9 protein-coding genes and 1 tRNA gene are annotated in these 17483 nt (G+C 68.8%); 4 read left to right on the forward strand and 6 right to left on the reverse strand.

Annotated features, from left to right (window positions below; genetic code table 11):
• Positions 1 to 844 precede the first annotated feature (844 nt).
• Complete coding sequence (locus NN2_RS19160; RefSeq protein ID WP_063015332.1) at positions 845 to 1918, forward strand: cupin domain-containing protein; 1074 nt, start codon at positions 845 to 847, stop codon at positions 1916 to 1918.
• 63 nt (positions 1919 to 1981) lie between these two features.
• On the opposite strand, the gene NN2_RS19165 is transcribed toward NN2_RS19160, so the two are convergent.
• The 4 genes from NN2_RS19165 to NN2_RS19180 form a co-directional block, all read right to left on the reverse strand.
• On the reverse strand, positions 1982 to 2209 hold the full coding sequence (locus NN2_RS19165; RefSeq protein ID WP_063015333.1) for an ANTAR domain-containing protein: 228 nt from the start codon (positions 2207 to 2209) through the stop codon (positions 1982 to 1984).
• Positions 2210 to 2524: 315 nt separating this feature from the next.
• Complete coding sequence (locus tag NN2_RS19170; protein ID WP_063015334.1) at positions 2525 to 3541, reverse strand: tyrosine-type recombinase/integrase; 1017 nt, start codon at positions 3539 to 3541, stop codon at positions 2525 to 2527.
• Between the two features lie 4 nt (positions 3542 to 3545).
• Positions 3546 to 4025 (reverse strand): hypothetical protein, encoded by a 480-nt coding sequence (locus NN2_RS19175; protein ID WP_156511373.1) that lies wholly within the window; start codon positions 4023 to 4025, stop codon positions 3546 to 3548.
• A 110-nt stretch (positions 4026 to 4135) separates the two neighbouring features.
• A tRNA-Leu gene (locus NN2_RS19180) sits at positions 4136 to 4217 on the reverse strand.
• 383 nt (positions 4218 to 4600) lie between these two features.
• Between NN2_RS19180 and NN2_RS19185 the strand changes: the two genes are divergently transcribed.
• Together NN2_RS19185 and acpS are read left to right on the forward strand one after the other, a co-directional pair.
• Positions 4601 to 13948, forward strand: coding sequence for a type I polyketide synthase (locus NN2_RS19185; protein ID WP_063015336.1), 9348 nt, complete (start codon positions 4601 to 4603; stop codon positions 13946 to 13948).
• Positions 13949 to 14034: 86 nt separating this feature from the next.
• Positions 14035 to 14460: a holo-ACP synthase AcpS gene (gene acpS, locus NN2_RS19190; RefSeq protein ID WP_030517926.1), complete on the forward strand. Its 426-nt coding sequence runs from the start codon at positions 14035 to 14037 to the stop codon at positions 14458 to 14460.
• Between the two features lie 143 nt (positions 14461 to 14603).
• On the opposite strand, the gene NN2_RS19195 is transcribed toward acpS, so the two are convergent.
• Positions 14604 to 15233 carry a TetR/AcrR family transcriptional regulator gene (locus NN2_RS19195; protein ID WP_228793832.1) on the reverse strand — a complete coding sequence of 210 codons (630 nt, stop codon included), beginning with the start codon at positions 15231 to 15233 and terminating at the stop codon, positions 14604 to 14606.
• Positions 15234 to 15558: 325 nt separating this feature from the next.
• Between NN2_RS19195 and NN2_RS19200 the strand changes: the two genes are divergently transcribed.
• Positions 15559 to 16839, forward strand: coding sequence for a DUF7159 family protein (locus NN2_RS19200; protein ID WP_063015337.1), 1281 nt, complete (start codon positions 15559 to 15561; stop codon positions 16837 to 16839).
• A gap of 77 nt (positions 16840 to 16916) precedes the next feature.
• Here NN2_RS19200 and bcp read toward each other — a convergent pair whose 3' ends face one another.
• Positions 16917 to 17390 (reverse strand): thioredoxin-dependent thiol peroxidase, encoded by a 474-nt coding sequence (gene bcp, locus NN2_RS19205; RefSeq protein ID WP_063015338.1) that lies wholly within the window; start codon positions 17388 to 17390, stop codon positions 16917 to 16919.
• Positions 17391 to 17483 lie beyond the last annotated feature (93 nt).

Raw genomic sequence — 17483 nt, forward strand, 5'->3', positions numbered from 1 at the left:
GATCTGCCGGCGCCCTGCCTTGGTCACCGACCGCTGTGCCGGTCTGACCGCAGCCCTGGGCACCGCTGACGTCACCGGTGGCGACCGGGAGCGCGTGGAATTGTCGTCGACGATCTGCGCGGGGGACACCTCGGCGTGGAATTGCTGCGGTCCCGGTGTATGTCGACCCGGGCGGCGACGCCTCGCCGATGGCCGATATCGCCGTGGCGCTGCTGGCACTGTTCGCGCACATGGAGCGAGTGTTCATCCACGAGCGCGCCGCCCACGCCCGTGAAGACGCTGCCACCCGCGGCGTGCGCGCCGGTCTGCCACGCGAAACTCCCCGCCGATCAGCTGGCCGCCGCTCAGGCCGCACTTGGCGGCGGGCAGGAGCCCGAATCTGTCGCGGCCCGCGTCGATGCCGTGGTCTTCTGGTCCTGTCCTATGGGGACAAGTCAAAACGCCGCCAGGTGGTACCTGGCGGCGTGTGTGTTGGTGAGCCGACGTCCAACATGCGCCTCTCGGCGAGTGGTCGCTCGAAGCGACGAACGGGGTGCGGCCCGGGGCTGTCCGGACGCCGACAGCGCATACAACCTGTAGGATCGGCGCACTATTCCACCGGTCGCAAGCCCTCCTACCGGGCTGAGCTGTACCCCAAGTGGATGCACTGTGCGGCGACTCATCCGCACTATGCCGCCGTCTAATTGAGCAGGCCCCGGCTTGATGCAGCCGGTCCGGGCTGTCAGCGGACACCAGTTTCTACGGTTCGGCGAGATATGGGTACGCCGGGTGGTCGGGGCTACGCTTGCCTACGGCACGTGAAGTTCCAGTCGTGGACCACCAACGGGGAGACAGGAACCGCCGTATGACCGCCGCTCGCAACCAGAAACCCACCCGGCACGCCGTCTCCCTGTGGGAAGGGGAGATCGTCGAGGAGTCCGAGCTCGGATCCCTCCGGCGGCTGACGGCCGACAACTTTCCGATCCTGCGGGGCATGTCGATCAAGCGACTGCTGGTCAACCCGGGCGCGATGCGCACGCCGCACTGGCACGCCAACACTAATGAGCTCACCTACTGTTTGTCGGGCACGGCGTTGGTGTCGGTCCTCGACGACGGCAGCAGGTTCGCCTCGTTCGTCGTGCGTGCCGGCGACATGTTCCATATAGACTCCGGCTCGCTGCATCACATCGAGAACATCGGCACCGACGTCGCGGAATTCATCATCACCTTCCGCAGTGAACGGCCCGAGGATTTCGGGCTCGCCGGGGCATTCGGCGCGATGACCAGCGCGGTCCTGGGCAATACCTACGACCTGGACGCCGACGACTTCACCACGATCCGCGGCGGCGCCGATCGGGCGCTGGCCCGCCGGCCGGGCGATCCCGAAGTGCCGTCCACCGCCTACTTCGACGACCCGCACAAGTTCGCAGTGGAGGCGATGAGCCCTCCGGTTGGCGTGGCGGTGGGTTCGGCCCGTACCGCGCGCATGCAGTTCTGGCCTGCCCTGAAGGACCTGTCGATGTACTCGTTGCGCATCCGCGAGGACGGGATGCGCGAACCCCATTGGCATCCCATCACCGCCGAAATGGGCTATGTCCACAAGGGCGCCGCCCGCATGACCGTCCTGGATCCCGACGGTACCATCGACACCTGGTATCTGAACGAGGGTGACGTGTACTTCGTGCCGCGCGCCTATCCGCACCACATTGAGGTGATCGATGCCCCCGAAATCCACTTCTGCATCTTTTTCGACCAGCCGACCCCCGGCGATATCGGCTACCGCGCGTCGGCCAGCGCCTACTCGCGTGAAGTGCTCGCCGCGACGTTCGACACCCACATCGAGGACCTGCCCGACTTCCCGTTCACCAAGTCCGATCCGCTGATCGTCAACCGCCGCAACCCTGTCGACGCACACGGCGTCGGCGAGGTGGCCACCTGAGCATTCGTACTCGAATACCGGGTGGCCGCCTCCGCCGCGCCGCCTCCGCGCCGCGGCCTGACTTCATCGCTCGCGGGGTGGGACGCGCTCGTGGGTGAGTAGCAGGTGATCGAACACGGAGACCACCGGTGGCGGTGTGTGCGGGAGCTGGTCGAGGTCGGCGATGATCTGGGCTGCCAGGTCGCGCAGTTTGGTGTTGGTTTCCTGCGCGCGCCACGCCAGCACCCGGAACGCTTGCTCGGCGTCGACGCGGTATATGCGCATCAGCACGCCTTTGGCTTGCTCGATCACAGCCAACCGCCCGCGCCTCGACAACTTCCGGCACGGCCGCGGCCAGGGGGCCGCGTTGGTCACAGCCAGGGCAGCGGTGATGTCGATTTAGTAGCCAGAGGTGCCGACCGGGATGCCGGCGTCATCGAGCAGGCGATCGGCAACCATCGCCCGCAGGCACTGCGGGATCTGCTCGACCAGCGCCCGTGACCCGCGCCGCAGCCGGGCCTCGATGACGCCGAGTTGCTCGCTGGCCAGGCCGGTAGATCCGAATCCACGTGGACGGTCGAGTCGACAGGTGCGCTGGACGCTTCCTTACGGAGTGCTTCGAGACTCCTAATCTGCTGCCTGCGCAGCCAACGGGTGCGGTTCGCCGGTCAGGACGGACAGCGCTGCCGCGACTTCGTGGAGGTTGGCCTTCACGTACGTTGCGGTGGTACCGCCGTTCTTGCCGGAATGCCCGGCGTATTCGCGGGCAACGGCATAGCTGAATGTGCGTTCTACCCAGGTGAGGGTGGTGTGGCGCAACCAGTGGATGGTCACGCCTTGTGTGGCGACCCAGGGGAGCTCCTGGCCGATGCGGTTCCAGAGGTGGTCGTATCTGCGGTGGGTGATCGGTTTCCCGTTTCGATAGCGCAGTAGCTGCCCGGATTGCGGACTGCCGCGTTCGAGGCCGTGGACGACGAGGTGGTTCATCAGCGTCGGTGAGACCGGTTGCCAGCGGTCGGTTCCGTCCTTCTCACGGAGGTAGATCAGGCACTGGGCAACGTCGAGGTCATGGGGTCGCAAGCTGAGAGCTCCGCTACGGCGACATGCGGTTTCGAGGTGTAGTCGTAGAAGCAGGGCGTCCAGCCCGGGGTCGTTGCCGGTGGTGGCGGCGACTGCGCAGATCTCGGCGACTCGGTCCGAGGGGATGGCGTATCGGTGTGATTTGCGGCGTGCAGGGAATGCGAGTTGGCGGGCGGGGTTGTCGGCGGGCCGGATCCACCCGTGATCCTCGGCGTAGCGGTAGACGCAGCGGGCGGCGGAGACGAAATGTTCAACCGCGCTGGTCCCGCCGCGGGAGGCGCGGTTGATCCGCGCGGACGAGCGAATTGTCTCTGCCAGTTCGTCGAGGTCGGGCTTGGTCACCTCGTCCAGTCGTTTGCTGCTCCACTTGTTTTCGAGATGATCGAGATGTGTGCCGTAGGTGCGTCGGGTACCGGCTCCGAGGGTTGCCCGGACTGCGGGCACGACCTCGGCGAATGTGGGCACCGACGAGATCGGGGTGACGAGATCGGCTGGCGACAAACCCATCTGGCTCAGTAGCAGCCGCGCGGCGGCAATGGTGTCGCTCGTGTTGGTGGCGGTCACAGGATCACCGATCCAGCAATGCGAGGCGGGCCGCGAGGAGTGTGGAGAGGGCGGCCGGTGGAAGGAGTAGGAGTCGGCCGTGGCTGCGGCGGCCGGTGACTAGTACTCGGTCACCGATCGACAGGCCGACGCGGCGCCGCTGCCGGAACGGGACTCGAAAGTAGCCGTCGGCTGTCATGCGGACGGGCCCGTCAGCAGCCGCTTCGACGATCAGAACGTTGTCGATCGGGTCGATCCGCAGACAGGTACCCGCGCGCCAGTCGATGGCCTTGAAAATGTATCTGTCCAGCACCCTCCCGGATTCGCCGACTGTGGAGACGCCGCACAAGATGTCGTCATCGGCGACGGGGGCCTGGTCGGGTGGGGCGGCCAGTGGGCCGCGGATCAATTGCTCGAGGGGGCCCTGCGGTGGAATGAGGGGCGGGATCACTGCCGTACCGGAAGGTAGTCGGCGAATGCCGTGGTCGGCAGCTGATTTCGGCATATCTGCCGGAATGTGTCGCAGGTCGGAACGCATATTCGCAGGTCACCTCCGTGTGTTCGAGTGCGCTCGAACACACGGCACGCAAATCAGGGAGATTTGCCGGGAATCTGTGCGCGAGGGGGGACTTGAACCCCCACGTCCGAGGACACTGGAACCTAAATCCAGCGCGTCTGCCAATTCCGCCACTCGCGCGTGATGGTACGACCGTCCAAACTCTACCGGCCCGGGCGCGGATCGCGAAGCCACGCGGGGGTGTCGTGTACCCGCGGGTAACACGAACTGGGATTATAACGATTTGGCAACTCCCAATATGAGGAACCCTCAACTTTCTGACTTCCGAGTAACGCTGCCACCTGGGGCTTCAAACATGAGGGAGGGTCATGTTTGGCGTTGTTCTTGTACGGCTGTACCGAAATACTCGACGGTAGGGGCGCGGGGGCCGGGGAAACGTGAGGCTTTCCTCATGATTTTGTGCGAACCTGAGGCTTCGTCAGGTCCTCAGGGGTGAGGGACGCCTGTGCACGCAAGAGCGGGCCCCGCGGGGTGAGCCGCCACGAGAAGGAAGTCGATACGTCTTGACGATCAACGAACGCACCGGGACCGGAACGAACGCGAAGGTCGCTGGGGGAGTTTCGGATACGGGTATCAAGTCGTCGCTGCTGGATCGCCTGCTCGGTGGTGAGAAGTACGCGCTGGCCTTCGGTGGCCAGGGTGCGCAGTGGCTGCGGGAGCTGGAGGAGATCGGACGCGACAGTGCGCTCGAGCCCGAGTTGACCGCGCTCGTGCACGAAGCGGATGCGCGGCTGGAACCGGTGGCGGCGCAGCTGCTGGTGGTCCGGCCCGTCGGCTTCGATCCGATCGCGTGGATGCTCGAGGACGAGCTGGCCGACGGCGAGGAAGGCGAGGAGTCGGCGGCGCCGTCCGCGCAGGCGCTGCGTTCGGCCGCGGTCTCGATGCCGGGCGTCTTCCTCGCGCAGGTCGCCGCGCTGCGGGCGCTGCGGATGCAGGGTCTGGATCCGGCCGAGCAGGCGCCGACCGGCATCATCGGTCACTCCCAGGGTCTGCTCGCCGCCGAGGCCGCGTCCGCACAGGGTGCGCGTGACGCGGAACTGCTCGCGCTGGCCCAGTTGATCGGCGCGGCGGCCACACTGGTCGCGCGCCGGCGCGGTCTCATTCCGGTCGGCGACAAATCGCCGATGGTCGCGGTGTCCAATGTCGACCCCGACGAGCTGCGCGCGGTCGTGGCCGAGGTCTCGGAAGGTGTGGACCCGAACATCGCCGCGGTGGTGTCGATTCGCAACGGCCGCCGGCGCGCGGTGCTGTCGGGCACCGTGGCCCAGTTGGAGCGGGTGCGGCAGCGCTGCACCGAGATCAACGCCGAGCAGAGCCGCGATCGCGATGCCAAGAAGCGCGGCGGCTCGGTGTTCGCCCCGGTCTTCGAGGACGTCCAGGTCGAGGTCGCTTTCCATCACCCCGCGCTGGCCGAGACCGTCGAGCTGGTGTCGGCCTGGGCCGCGCAGTGTGAGATCGACACCGAACTCGCCGCGCAGCTGGCCCGCAGCATTCTGGTCGACCCGGTGGACTGGGTGCAGATCGTCGACGACACCGTTTCCGGTGGCGCGCAATGGATTCTGGATATCGGCCCAGGTGATCTGCTGAGCCGCCTTACTCAGGGGTCCCTCAAGGGCACCGGCGTGGGCATCGTCGCGGCCGCGACCCGGCCCGGTCAGCGCAGTCTCTTCACCCCGGGCGCGGCTCCGCAAGTCGCCCCGTCCTGGGATGCGTTCGCCCCCAAGCCGATTCGTCTCCCCAACGGCCGGATCGTGGTCGAAACCGCCTTCACTCGCCTGACCGGCCGGTCGCCGATTCTGCTGGCCGGTATGACCCCGACCACCGTCGACGCGAAAATCGTTGCCGCCGCGGCGAATGCGGGTCACTGGGCCGAGCTGGCCGGTGGCGGCCAGGTGACCGAGCAGATCTTCGCCGATCGGGTCGCCGAGCTGAAGACCCTGCTGCAGCCGGGCCGGGCCGTGCAGTTCAACTCGCTGTTCCTCGACCCCTACCTGTGGAAATTGCAGCTGGGCGGTAAGCGGCTGGTGCAGCGCTCCCGCACGGCCGGCGCCCCGTTCGACGGCGTGGTCGTGACCGCGGGCATCCCCGAACTCGACGAGGCCGTGGCGCTGATCGCCGAGCTGACCGAGGCCGGCATCACCCACGTCGCGTTCAAGCCCGGTACCGTCGCGCAGATCCGCGCGGTGCTGCGCATCGCCGACGAGGTGCCGGACTACCCGGTGATCATGCACATCGAGGGCGGTCGCGCGGGCGGCCACCACTCCTGGGAGGACCTCGACGACCTGCTGCTCGAGACCTACGCCGAACTGCGCAACCGCGCGAACGTCGTGGTCTGCGTCGGTGGCGGCATCGGCACCCCGGAGCGGGCCACCGAATACCTCACCGGCGAATGGTCGGTTTCCCACGGCTACCCGACGATGCCGCTGGACGGCGTGCTGGTCGGCACCGCGGCCATGGCCACCCTGGAGGCCACCACCGCACCCGAGGTCAAGCAGCTGCTGGTCGACACCCCCGGTACCCCCGACTGGGTCGCCGCCGGGACCGCCACCGGCGGAATGGCTTCCGGCCGTAGCCAATTGGGCGCCGACATCCACGAGATCGACAACTCCGCCTCGCGGACCGGGCGCCTGCTCGACGAGGTCGCCGGTGACGCCGAGGCCGTGGCCGCGCGCCGCGATGAGATCATCGAGGCGCTCGACCGCACCGCCAAGCCGTACTTCGGCGATGTCGCCGGTATGACCTACCTGCGCTGGCTGGAGCGCTACGTCGAGCTGGCCGCACTGCTGCCCGAGCACCAGCGTGCCGGTCGCGACGGCTTCGACTGTGGCACCGACCTCGGCGACGCGATCGCCGACGCCACCCGCTCGGTCTGGGCCGACATCACGTGGCGGGATCGGTTCGCCGAGATGGTGCGGCGCGCCGAGGGCCGCCTCAACCCCGCCGACCGCGGCCGCATCCCGACCCTGTTCGACGACGACAGCGTCTTCGAACGGCCGGTGCACGTGATCTGCACGCTGAAGGAGCACTACCCGGCCGCCGCCGAGACCGTCCTGCACCCGGCCGATGTGCCGTTCTTCGTCTCGCTGTGCAAGACCCCGGGCAAGCCGGTCAACTTCGTGCCGGTCGTCGACGCCGACGTGCGCCGGTGGTGGCGCTCGGACTCGCTGTGGCAGGCCCACGACCCGCGCTACGCCGCCGACCAGGTATGCGTGATCCCCGGCACCGTCGCGGTCGCCGGCATCACCCGCGTCGACGAGCCGGTCGGTGAACTGCTCGACCGCTTCGAACAGGACACCGCCTACACGCTGATCCGCGGCGGCGTCACCCCCGCCGCCGTCGACGGGCGCCGCCGCGCCGACATCGGTTCCGGCGCCATCGACGTCGTGCTGGCCGCGCCCGACGTGCAGTGGGCCGGGCGTACCACCGCCAACCCGGTGCACCGGCTCGGCGATCTGCACGAGTGGATCGTCGACCCTCAGGGCGCGGTGCACCGGCCGACCGGCGCCACCCTGGTTCCGGCTACCGGCCCCGACGCCGACAACGCCTACGTGGAACTGGCCGTCCCGCTGTCGCCGGCGAACGAGGTCCGGATCCGGATCACGGTTCCCGCTTCGGTCTACAACGGTGGCGCGCCGGTGGTGACCGAAGACGATGCCGAGGCCGCGATGTCGGCCCTGCTGGCCGTGGCTGCCGGGCAGGCGCTGCCGGAAGTCAAGTCCGCCAACGGCTCTCACGTCGCACACGTCAACCTCGCCTGGACGCCCGATATGGTCGCCGACCACGCCGGTGTGACCGGCTCGGGTCTGCCGGAGGGCCTCAGCACCATCGGCCGCCGGGTTCCCGACGTGCTGGTCGGCGCGTGCTGGCCGGCCGTATTCGCCGTGCTGGGCGCGAGCCGCGCAGAGGGCGAGAACGGAAGCGTCAGCAGTGTTATCGAGGGCATGCTGGATCTGGTGCACCTGGACCACCAGGTCGACCTGGTGCGTGAGCTGCCCGGTGATCCGGCGGTGCTCAGCGTTCGCGCGGAATCCGCGTCGGTGGTCGACACCGATCTGGGGCGCGTCGTCGAGGTGCGGGTCACCGTCGGGGTCATGCGCGATCACGGTCTGGAGACGCCGACCGTCGCAACGCTGGTGGAACGCTTCGCGATTCGCGGCCGCAACGGCGGCAACGAGCTCACCGATCCGCCGCGCGCGGCCGGGACCGTGTCCGGGGAGGCCACCGAAACCCCGCGCCGCCGTCGTCGCGACGTCACGCTCACCGCGCCGCGGGCCATGGCCGCCTTCGCCGAGGTCTCCGGCGACCACAACCCCATCCACACCAGCAACGCCGCCGCGAAACTCGCGGGCCTGGGCAGCCCGATCGTGCACGGCATGTGGCTGTCGGCCGCTGCCCAGCACGCGGTGTCGGCCGTGGATCCCGAATCTCCGCTGCCCGCACGCACTGTCACCGCCTGGACCACCCGATTCCTCGGAATGGTCCGGCCGGGCGCGCAGATCGATGTGCGCGTCGAGCGGATCGCCGTCGACCGCGGCTGCGAGATCGTCGAGGTGTCCTGCCGGACCGGCGGTGATCTGGTGATGACCGCAACCGCCCGGTTGGCGGCTCCCAAGACCGTCTACGCCTTCCCCGGTCAGGGCATCCAGACCAAGGGGATGGGCCTGGACGCCCGGTCGCGGTCGAAGGCGGCCAAGCAGGTGTGGGATCGCGCCGACAAGCACACCCGGGAAGCTCTGGGCTTCTCGATCCTCGCCGTGGTGCGCGACAACCCGACCTACCTCAAGGCGCGGGGCGTGGAATACCGTCACCCGCAGGGTGTTCTGCATCTGACCCAGTTCACTCAGGTCGCGATGGCCACCCTGGGCGTGGCTCAGGTCGCCGAACTGCGCGAGGCCGGTGCGTTCGTCGAGGGCGCGATGCTGGCCGGCCACTCCGTCGGTGAGTACAACGCGCTGGCCGCGGTGGCCGGTGTGCTGCCGCTGGAAGCCGTGCTCGAGGTCGTGTTCCAGCGTGGCTCGGCCATGCACGAGCTGGTGCCCCGAGATGCGCAGGGCCGCAGCGACTATCGGATGGCCGCCATTCGCCCGTCGCAGATCGGGCTGCCCGACGCCGAGGTGATCGACTTCGTCGCCGGCGTCGGCGAGCGCGTCGGCGAGTTCCTCGAGGTGGTGAACCTGAACCTGCGCGGTTCGCAGTACGCGATCGCCGGTACGGTCGCCGGGCTCGAGGAGCTGGAAGCCGAAATCGAGCGTCGCCGTGCGGAATTCGGTGGTAAGCGTGCCTTCGTGCTGGTGCCGGGCATCGACGTACCGTTCCACTCGACGGTGCTGCGCAAGGGCGTGCCCGAGTTCCGGAACAAGCTCGAGGAGCTGCTGCCGGAGAACCTGCATCCGGAAATCCTTGCCGGGCGCTACATTCCGAACCTGGTGCCGCGGCCGTTCTCGCTGGAGCGCGACTTCATCGCCGAGATCGCCGACTACGTGCCGTCGGAGCCGCTGCGCGCGGTACTCGACGACTTCGAGTCGTGGTCCGCGCGTCCGGAAGAATTGTGCCGGGTGGTGCTGATCGAGCTGCTGGCCTGGCAGTTCGCCAGCCCGGTGCGGTGGATCGAGACCCAGGATCTGCTGTTCGGCGACACCGGACGCGGTGGCCTCGGCGTGGAGCGGTTCGTCGAGATCGGCCTGGCGGCGACGCCGACCGTGGCGAACCTGGCGAGCAACACCCTGAAGTTGCCGCAGTACTCCGCCACCAAGGTCGAGGTGCTCAACATCGAGCGCGAGGCCGGCGTCGTGTACTCCACCGACACCGATCCGGCGCCGGTCGACGAGCCGGAAGAGGCTGTGGCCGAAGCGGTTCCGGCCGAGACGGCCGCTGCGGCCGCCCCGGCACCGGCTCCGGTCGCCGCTGCCGGTGGTCCTCGCCCCGACGACCTCACCTTCACCGCCGCCGACGCCACCCGCGTGCTGATCGCGCTGTGGACCAAGCTGCGGCTGGACCAGATCGGTCCCGTGGACACCATCGAGGCGCTGTGCGACGGTGTCTCCTCGCGGCGCAACCAGCTGCTGGTCGACCTCGGCTCCGAACTGTCGCTGGGTGCGATCGACGGCGCCGCGGATGCCGATATGGGCGCCCTCTCGGTCACCGTCGACCGCCTGGCCCGCACCTACAAGCCGTTCGGCTCGGTGCTGTCCGACGCCATCGGTGATCACCTGCGCAAGGTGTTCGGTCCCTCGGGCAAGCGCCCCGCGGCGATCACCGATCGCGTGAAGAAGGTGTGGCAGCTCGGCGACGGCTGGGCCCACCACGTCACCGCCGAGGTGTCGCTCGGCACCCGTGAGGGCACCAGCGTGCGCGGCGGGGATCTCGGTGGCCTGGTCTCCGGGGCGCTGAGCGACGGCGCCGCGGTGGATGCCGCGATCGACGCCGCGGTGCAGGCCGTGGCCGCCCGCCGCGGAATCAGCGTCGCGCTGCCGGCCGCCGGTGGTGGCGGTGGCGCCACGGTCGACGCGGCCGCCCTCGGTGAATTCACCGAGCAGATCACCGGTCGCGACGGTGTGCTGGCGACCGCCGCCCGGGTGGTGCTCGAGCAGCTGGGGCTCACCGACCAGGTGTCGGCGCCGGAGGCGAGCGACGAATCGCTGGTCGACCTGGTCTCGGCCGAATTGGGTTCGGACTGGCCGCGTTTGGTGGCTCCGGCCTTCGACGCCCGCAAGGCCGTGCTGATCGACGACCGCTGGGCCACCGCCCGCGAGGATCTGGCCACGCTGTGGGTGGGTGGCTCGGGCGAGGACACGGTCGACAGTTTCGTCGGAGCCGGTAAGGCCGTTGCGGCACAGGCGCAGTGGTGGCGCAAACTCGCCATGGGCGAAGCGCGTTCGGTGCTGGCCCGGACCTATGAACGGATCGCCGAGGCGGCCGTGAGCACCGACGAGGGTGTCTGGTCCGCCGATACCGCGGTGATCACGGGCGCGAGCAAGGGGTCCATCGCGGCCTCGATCGCGGGCCGGCTGCTCGCCGGCGGCGCGACCGTCATCCTCACCACATCAAAGCTCGACGACGACCGCCTCGCCTTCTACAAGCAGCTCTACCGCGAGCACGCTCGTGCGGGGGCCGCGCTGTGGGTGGTGCCGGCGAATATGGCCTCCTACTCCGATATCGACGCGCTGATCGACTGGGTCGGCAACGAGCAGACCGACAACGCCGGCGGCGCGAAGGTTCTCGTGAAGCCCGCGATGACCCCGACGCTGCTGCTGCCGTTCGCCGCCCCGCGGGTGGCCGGCGATCTGGCCGATGCCGGGGCGCGCGCCGAAATGGAGATGCGGGTCCTGCTGTGGTCGGTGGAACGTCTGATCGGCGGTCTGTCCGCCCTCGGCGCCGACCACGACGTGGACGCGAAACTGCATGTGGTGCTTCCGGGTTCGCCCAACCGCGGCATGTTCGGCGGCGACGGCGCCTACGGCGAGTCGAAGGCCGCGCTGGACGCGGTGATCGCCAAGTGGCGGGTCGAGAAGTCGTGGGCGCAGCGGGTCACCCTGGTCCACGCGATGATCGGCTGGGTGCGCGGCACCGGCCTGATGGGTCATAACGATCCGCTGGTCGCGGCCGTCGAGAAGGCCGGCGTGCACACCTGGTCCACCCAGGAGATGGCCGACGAGCTGCTCAAGTGGTGCACGTCGCGGGCCCGCGCCGTCACCGCCACCGGACCGCAACAGATCGACCTCACCGGCGGCCTGGCCGGTGCGAAGCTGGACCTGTCGGCCCTGGCCGAGGACGTCGAGCGCGAGCCGGAGGCGATCGCCGACGAGCGGGCGACGGTCCCGGCGCTGCCGGTGCCGCCAACGCTCACCTCGGCGCTGCCGACCCCCGAATGGGGCGCTGTCACCGCCGATCTCGCCGATATGGTCGTGATCGTCGGCGCCGGTGAGCTCGGACCCTACGGTTCCGCGCGCACGCGCTTCGAGATGGAGGTCGCCGACGAACTGTCCGCAGCCGGCGTCCTGGAGCTGGCGTGGACCACCGGTCTGGTCACCTGGGAGAACGACCCGAAGCCGGGCTGGTACGACGCCGAGAGCGGCGAATACGTCGAGGAATCGGAGCTGGCCGAGCGCTACCACGACGCGGTGGTGCAGCGCTGTGGCATCCGCCGCTACGGCGACGACGGTTCCATGATCGACAACGCGGCGCCGCTGCTCACCTCGGTCTTCCTCGACCGGGATCTGAGCTTTGTGGTCAACAGCGAGGCCGAGGCGCGCGCGTTCTACGCCGCCGATCCGGAGCACACCGTGATCAGCCCCGTCGCCGAGTCGAGCGACTGGCAGGTGATTCGCCAGGCGGGCACCGAGATTCGGGTGCCGCGCAAGGCGAAGCTGTCGCGCACCGTCGGCGGTCAGATCCCCGAGGGCTGGGATCCGACCCGCTGGGGCATCTCGCCGGATATGGCGAGTTCGGTGGACCGGGTGGCGCTGTGGAACATCGTCTGCACCGTGGACGCGTTCCTGTCCAGCGGCTTCAGCCCCGCCGAGCTGATGAGCTGGGTGCACCCGGCGATGGTGACCAACACCCAGGGCACCGGTATGGGCGGCATGTCCTCGATGCGCTCGCTCTACATCGACAACCTGCTCGGTGAGCCGCGGGCCAACGACATCCTGCAGGAGGCGTTGCCGAACGTCGCACTGGCGCACGTGGTTCAGTCCTACGTCGGCAGCTACGGCGGCATGATCCATCCGGTCGCGGCGTGTGCGACCGCGGCGGTGTCGGTCGAGGAGGGTGTCGACAAGATCCGTCTCGGCAAGGCCGAGGTCGTGGTCGCCGGCGGTTACGACGATCTCGGTATCGAGGGCATCGTCGGCTTCGGTGACATGTCGGCGACCGCGGATTCTGCGGCCATGAGCGCCAAGGGCATCAGCGACCGCTACTTCTCCCGGGCCAACGACCGGCGTCGCGGCGGATTCATCGAATCCCAGGGTGGCGGAACGGTTCTGCTGGCCCGCGGTGACATCGCCGCGGAGTTCGGCCTGCCGGTTCTCGGTGTGGTCGCGTTCGCGCAGTCCTTCGCCGACGGCGTGCACACCTCGATCCCGGCTCCCGGACTGGGCGCGCTCGGCGCGGGTCGCGGTGGTGCGGAATCACGGCTGGCCGCCGAACTGCGCAAGCTGGGCGTGACCCCGGACGAGATCGCGGTGATCTCCAAGCACGACACCTCCACCGCCGCCAACGATCCCAACGAATCGGAGCTGCACGAGCGGCTGGCCGGCGCGCTGGGACGGTCCGAAGGCGCTCCGATGTTCGTGATTTCGCAGAAGTCGCTGACCGGTCACGCCAAGGGCGGTGCGGCCGCCTTCCAGCTGATCGGGCTGTGCCAGGTGCTGGAGCAGGGTGTGATTCCGCCGAACCGCAGCCTCGACTGCGTCGACGAGAAGATGGCCGAGTACCCGCACCTGGTGTGGCCGCGGCAGCCGCTGCGGTTCGGGGATCGGTTCGCGCTCAAGGCCGGTCTGGTGACCTCGCTCGGATTCGGGCACGTCTCCGGTCTGCTGGCGGTCGTGCATCCGCAGGCCTTCGTCGAGGCGCTCGATCCGCAGCGTCGCGACGACTACCTGCGCCGCGCCGAGGAACGCCGGCTCGCCGGGCGTCAGCGGCTGGTCGAGGCGATGTGCGGTGGGGAACCGCTGTACGAGCGGCCCGCCGACCGCCGTCTCGGCGGCGACGGCACTCCGGCCAAGCAGATCCGTCAGCTCGAGGCCGACGTGCTGCTCTCGGCGGAGGCCCGCCTGGGCGCCGAGGGGCTGTATCTGGCCCACGGCTCCTGCGGCACAGGCGAACTGGCCGGTAACCGGGAGGCCGAGAAGTAGGGAGATCGGCCCCGGGAAGTAACAACTCCCGGGTAACGATCCGCCGATACCGATGATGGCCCGCCGAATCCGTAGGCTGCGGATTCATGACCATCCTCGGTATCGGCTTGGATCTGGTGACCATCTCCGATTTCGCCGAACAGCTCGAACGGGCCGGAACCACTATGCTCCGGGAGAGTTTCACCGCGGGTGAGCGGCGTTACTGTCAGAGCAAGGGCACCGATCCGGCCCGCAGTTTCGCGGCGCGGTGGGCGGCCAAGGAGGCCGTGCTCAAAGCATGGGCCACCTCGCGGTTCGCGCGCCGCCCGCAGATCGGTGACAACCCGTATCCGCTCATCGAAGTGGTGAACGACGCCTGGGGCCGGCCCAGCATCAAATTGCACGGGCTGGCAGCGGAATTCCTGCCGCGGGTGCGGGTTCACCTGTCGATCACGCACGACGGCGATACGGCCGCCGCGATGGTCGTCCTCGAGGATCCGGGCGAATTGGCCGATCTGATCGAAAACCCCTGAGGCGGTAGGGCTCCGGCACCCCCAGTCGGCCCGTCGCTCCTGCGAAGGCCGGAACCGGCGACGTCTCGCTCACACGTCGCCGGTTCCGCCCTTCGTCGGAGCGACGGAAAGCCCTGTCGGCGACAGGTGCGGATCGCGCGCGATCAGGTCGTCGTATCGCGTTGTCCGGTGCGCGATTCCTTCTCCGCGATCAACAGGTACGCGACCATGAGCCGCTTGAGTTCGGCCACGGCCGCCTCGTGGCTGAGCCCGTCCTGTACCGAGAAATTCAGCATCGAATACACCACGTGCACCAGCACCTGCGCCATCATCGAGCGGCGCCCGCGCGGGGTGCGCGGCATCAGCGGCCGCAGCATCTGCTGCACCGCCTCGGCGAATTCCTTCTCGTGGATGGCACCGGTGGCGCGGGTCGACGGGGTCGACTGCATGGCCAGCCACACCTCGCGCCGCGACGGATCGGTCATCCACAGTTCCGCGAGGTGGTCGACGAGTTTGTTCATATGCCGCAACCAGTCCATCGACGGAATTTCGCCGTGGAAGTCGGCCAGCTCCTGGGAAACGGCCACCAGATCCTGCCGATTCAATTCGCAGACGATGACGTATTTGTTGGCGAAGAACTGATACAGCGTGCCGATCGGCACCTCGGCGCGGGCGGCGACTTCCTCGCACGTGAACGATTCGAATCCGACCTCGACCAATAGTTCGCGCGACGATTGCAGCAGCGCATCGAATTTGCGCTTGCTACGTTCCTGGGTGGGCCGCCGGCGCGGCATCAACTCCTGCGGGTCGTCCTGCAGCTCCAACGCCGGATCAGGACGCCGGTTCGACCTCGGTGCCGTGCGCGCTTCCACCACATCCACCAGGCTAGCGGTAGCGACACGCGGATGACACACGGTGCCGACTTCTGTACCCGCGATTCGGTCCGATTCATAACCCATCCAAGCCGAATGTGGTGACGAACACATACCGAGTAGATCTACATCGGCGGGGGTGTGTCGATTTTCGATCATTCCCGCTGCGGCGTTGAACCGCTGCTCGGCGCAGCTTCTCCGGCGCGGTTCCTGCACACGGAAGGCCTGATCTGTGGTGGTTCGACCTGTGGTGACTCTCGGTGCTTCGATCGCTCGCGACTGCGTGGACGCGGTGGCCCTGCGCGAGGGAAGTGCGAAACTGACCGACCGGGTGCTCGCGCACCACGTGGCCGAACTGGGCGCCGCGTCGCCGGCCGGATTGCCCGGACTGATCGAAGCGCTGCTCGACGGGCTCGCCGCGCGGGTCGGCGCGGAGTACGAGATCGCCGGGGCGGCCGTGACCTATCGCGATGCCGCGGGCCGGCGGGCGGTCGTCACCGGCCTGGCTTCCGGGCCGTGGTACGAGGCCTCGCTGGTCTCGGCCAAGTCGGCGCATCTGGCACTGGCCCGCGCGATGACCTGGGCGAGCGAATTCGACCACCTGCTGATCTGCGAGCTGACCCCGGGATACCAAGGCTTCTCGCTGATTTCGCCGCATCGCGACCGCGTGGTCGCGGCCACCGCGACCGCCGCCGGTTTCGTCTCCGAGGATTCGCTGCGGCCGGGCATCGCCGCCGCCTGGGATCAGCTGGATGCGGCCGGTGTGCGGCCCAGCGCGGTCGTCGCGATCGGTTCGGAGGCAGAGCAGCCGGGGCTCGCCGCGGTGTTGTCGGCGGGGTTCAACGCGCCGGTGATTCCGTGCGCGGTGGCGGAGGCCGGGTCGGCGATCGGTGCGGCACTCGTGGTGCAGCCGGAGGCGTTCGTCGCGGGAACGGGGGAACGCGCACGGGTATCACGCAATTCGGTCGCGGTCGTCGCCGCGGCGAGCGTGCTGGCCGGCGGTCTGACCATCGGCGGCGTGCACGAGCTCACCGATCATCCGCGCTCGGATGCCACCACCCGCCTCGCCGACGCCCGCAACGCGCAGCCGAGCCGGGGGCCGCGCCACGCACGACCGGAACCGGGTCTGCCGGCGGTGGATTCGATTCCGGAATTGCCGGTCGACGGTCCCGCCGATCGGCCGTCATCGGGTCCGCGGCATGCCGCACCGGATCCGTCCGACGCCGATCCGGCCGCGGCGGGCTGGGGTCCGGACGGTTCGTCCTGGCTGGGCGTGCGCGGTTCGGATCCGGCGAGTGAGCCGAAGCGCCTGACCAAGGAGGCGCCGCAGCCGGATTCGGCGCAACCGCAGACGAAGTCGGTGATCCCCGCTCCGACCGAACCGGTCGGAGCGCCCAACGGCTCGCTGCTGTTTCCGGGCGAGCCGGCGCCGCCACAGCTCGGTACCGCCGAATTCACCGAGTGGTGGGACAACCACTGGCGGCTGACGCTGCGCTGGATGGTCGCGATGATGCCCCAGCGCGACTGAACAGCCGCGAAAACACCCGCGAGGGGGCCCGGGACGATCGTCGCGGGCCCCCTCGCCTCGTCTACGGCCGGTCCGCGCTACACCGACAGGTCGCGGCGCAGCTTCGCCACATGTCCCGTCGCGCGCACGTTGTACTGCGCCACCTGGATGACGCCCTGCTCGTCCACCAGGAAGGTGGAGCGGATGACGCCGGTGATGCGCTTTCCGTACATCGTCTTCTCACCGTAGGCGCCCCATGCCTGGAGCACTTCGCGGTCCGGATCGGAGAGCAGCGGGAAGGTCAGTTTCTCGTTGTCCCGGAATTTCGCCAGCTTGGCCGGTTTGTCGGGCGAAATACCGATGACGTCGAGGCCGGCCTCGTTCAGCTCGGTCAGGTTGTCGCGGAAGTCGCACGCCTGCTTGGTGCAGCCGGGCGTGCTGGCGGCCGGGTAGAAGTAGACGATCACCTTGCGGCCTCGGTAGTCCGCCAGCGACACCGGCTTACTGTCGGCGTCGGGAAGCGTGAAATCCGGCGCGGGATCGCCGGGGCCGAGTTTTTTGGTATCGGTCATGCCAGCACGGTAGCCCACCGATGTGACAACGGACGCGACATCGGGGGCGGCGGATAGACTCGACGCCCAGCGACCTACCGGAACGACAACAGG

The organism is Nocardia nova NBRC 15556 (assembly GCF_001613005.1).
GTDB classification, from domain to species: Bacteria; Actinomycetota; Actinomycetes; order Mycobacteriales; family Mycobacteriaceae; genus Nocardia; species Nocardia nova.

What these genes read in the sequence shown, in the direction of transcription:
- NN2_RS19160 (WP_063015332.1), top strand. Translation starts at nt 845, where the DNA reads ATGACCGCCGCTCGCAACCAGAAACCCACCCGGCACGCCGTCTCCCTG.
- NN2_RS19175 (WP_156511373.1), bottom strand. Translation starts at nt 4,025, where the DNA reads ATGCCGAAATCAGCTGCCGACCACGGCATTCGCCGACTACCTTCCGGT.
- acpS (WP_030517926.1), top strand. Translation starts at nt 14,035, where the DNA reads ATGACCATCCTCGGTATCGGCTTGGATCTGGTGACCATCTCCGATTTC.
- NN2_RS19195 (WP_228793832.1), bottom strand. Translation starts at nt 15,233, where the DNA reads ATGCCGCGCCGGCGGCCCACCCAGGAACGTAGCAAGCGCAAATTCGAT.
- bcp (WP_063015338.1), bottom strand. Translation starts at nt 17,390, where the DNA reads ATGACCGATACCAAAAAACTCGGCCCCGGCGATCCCGCGCCGGATTTC.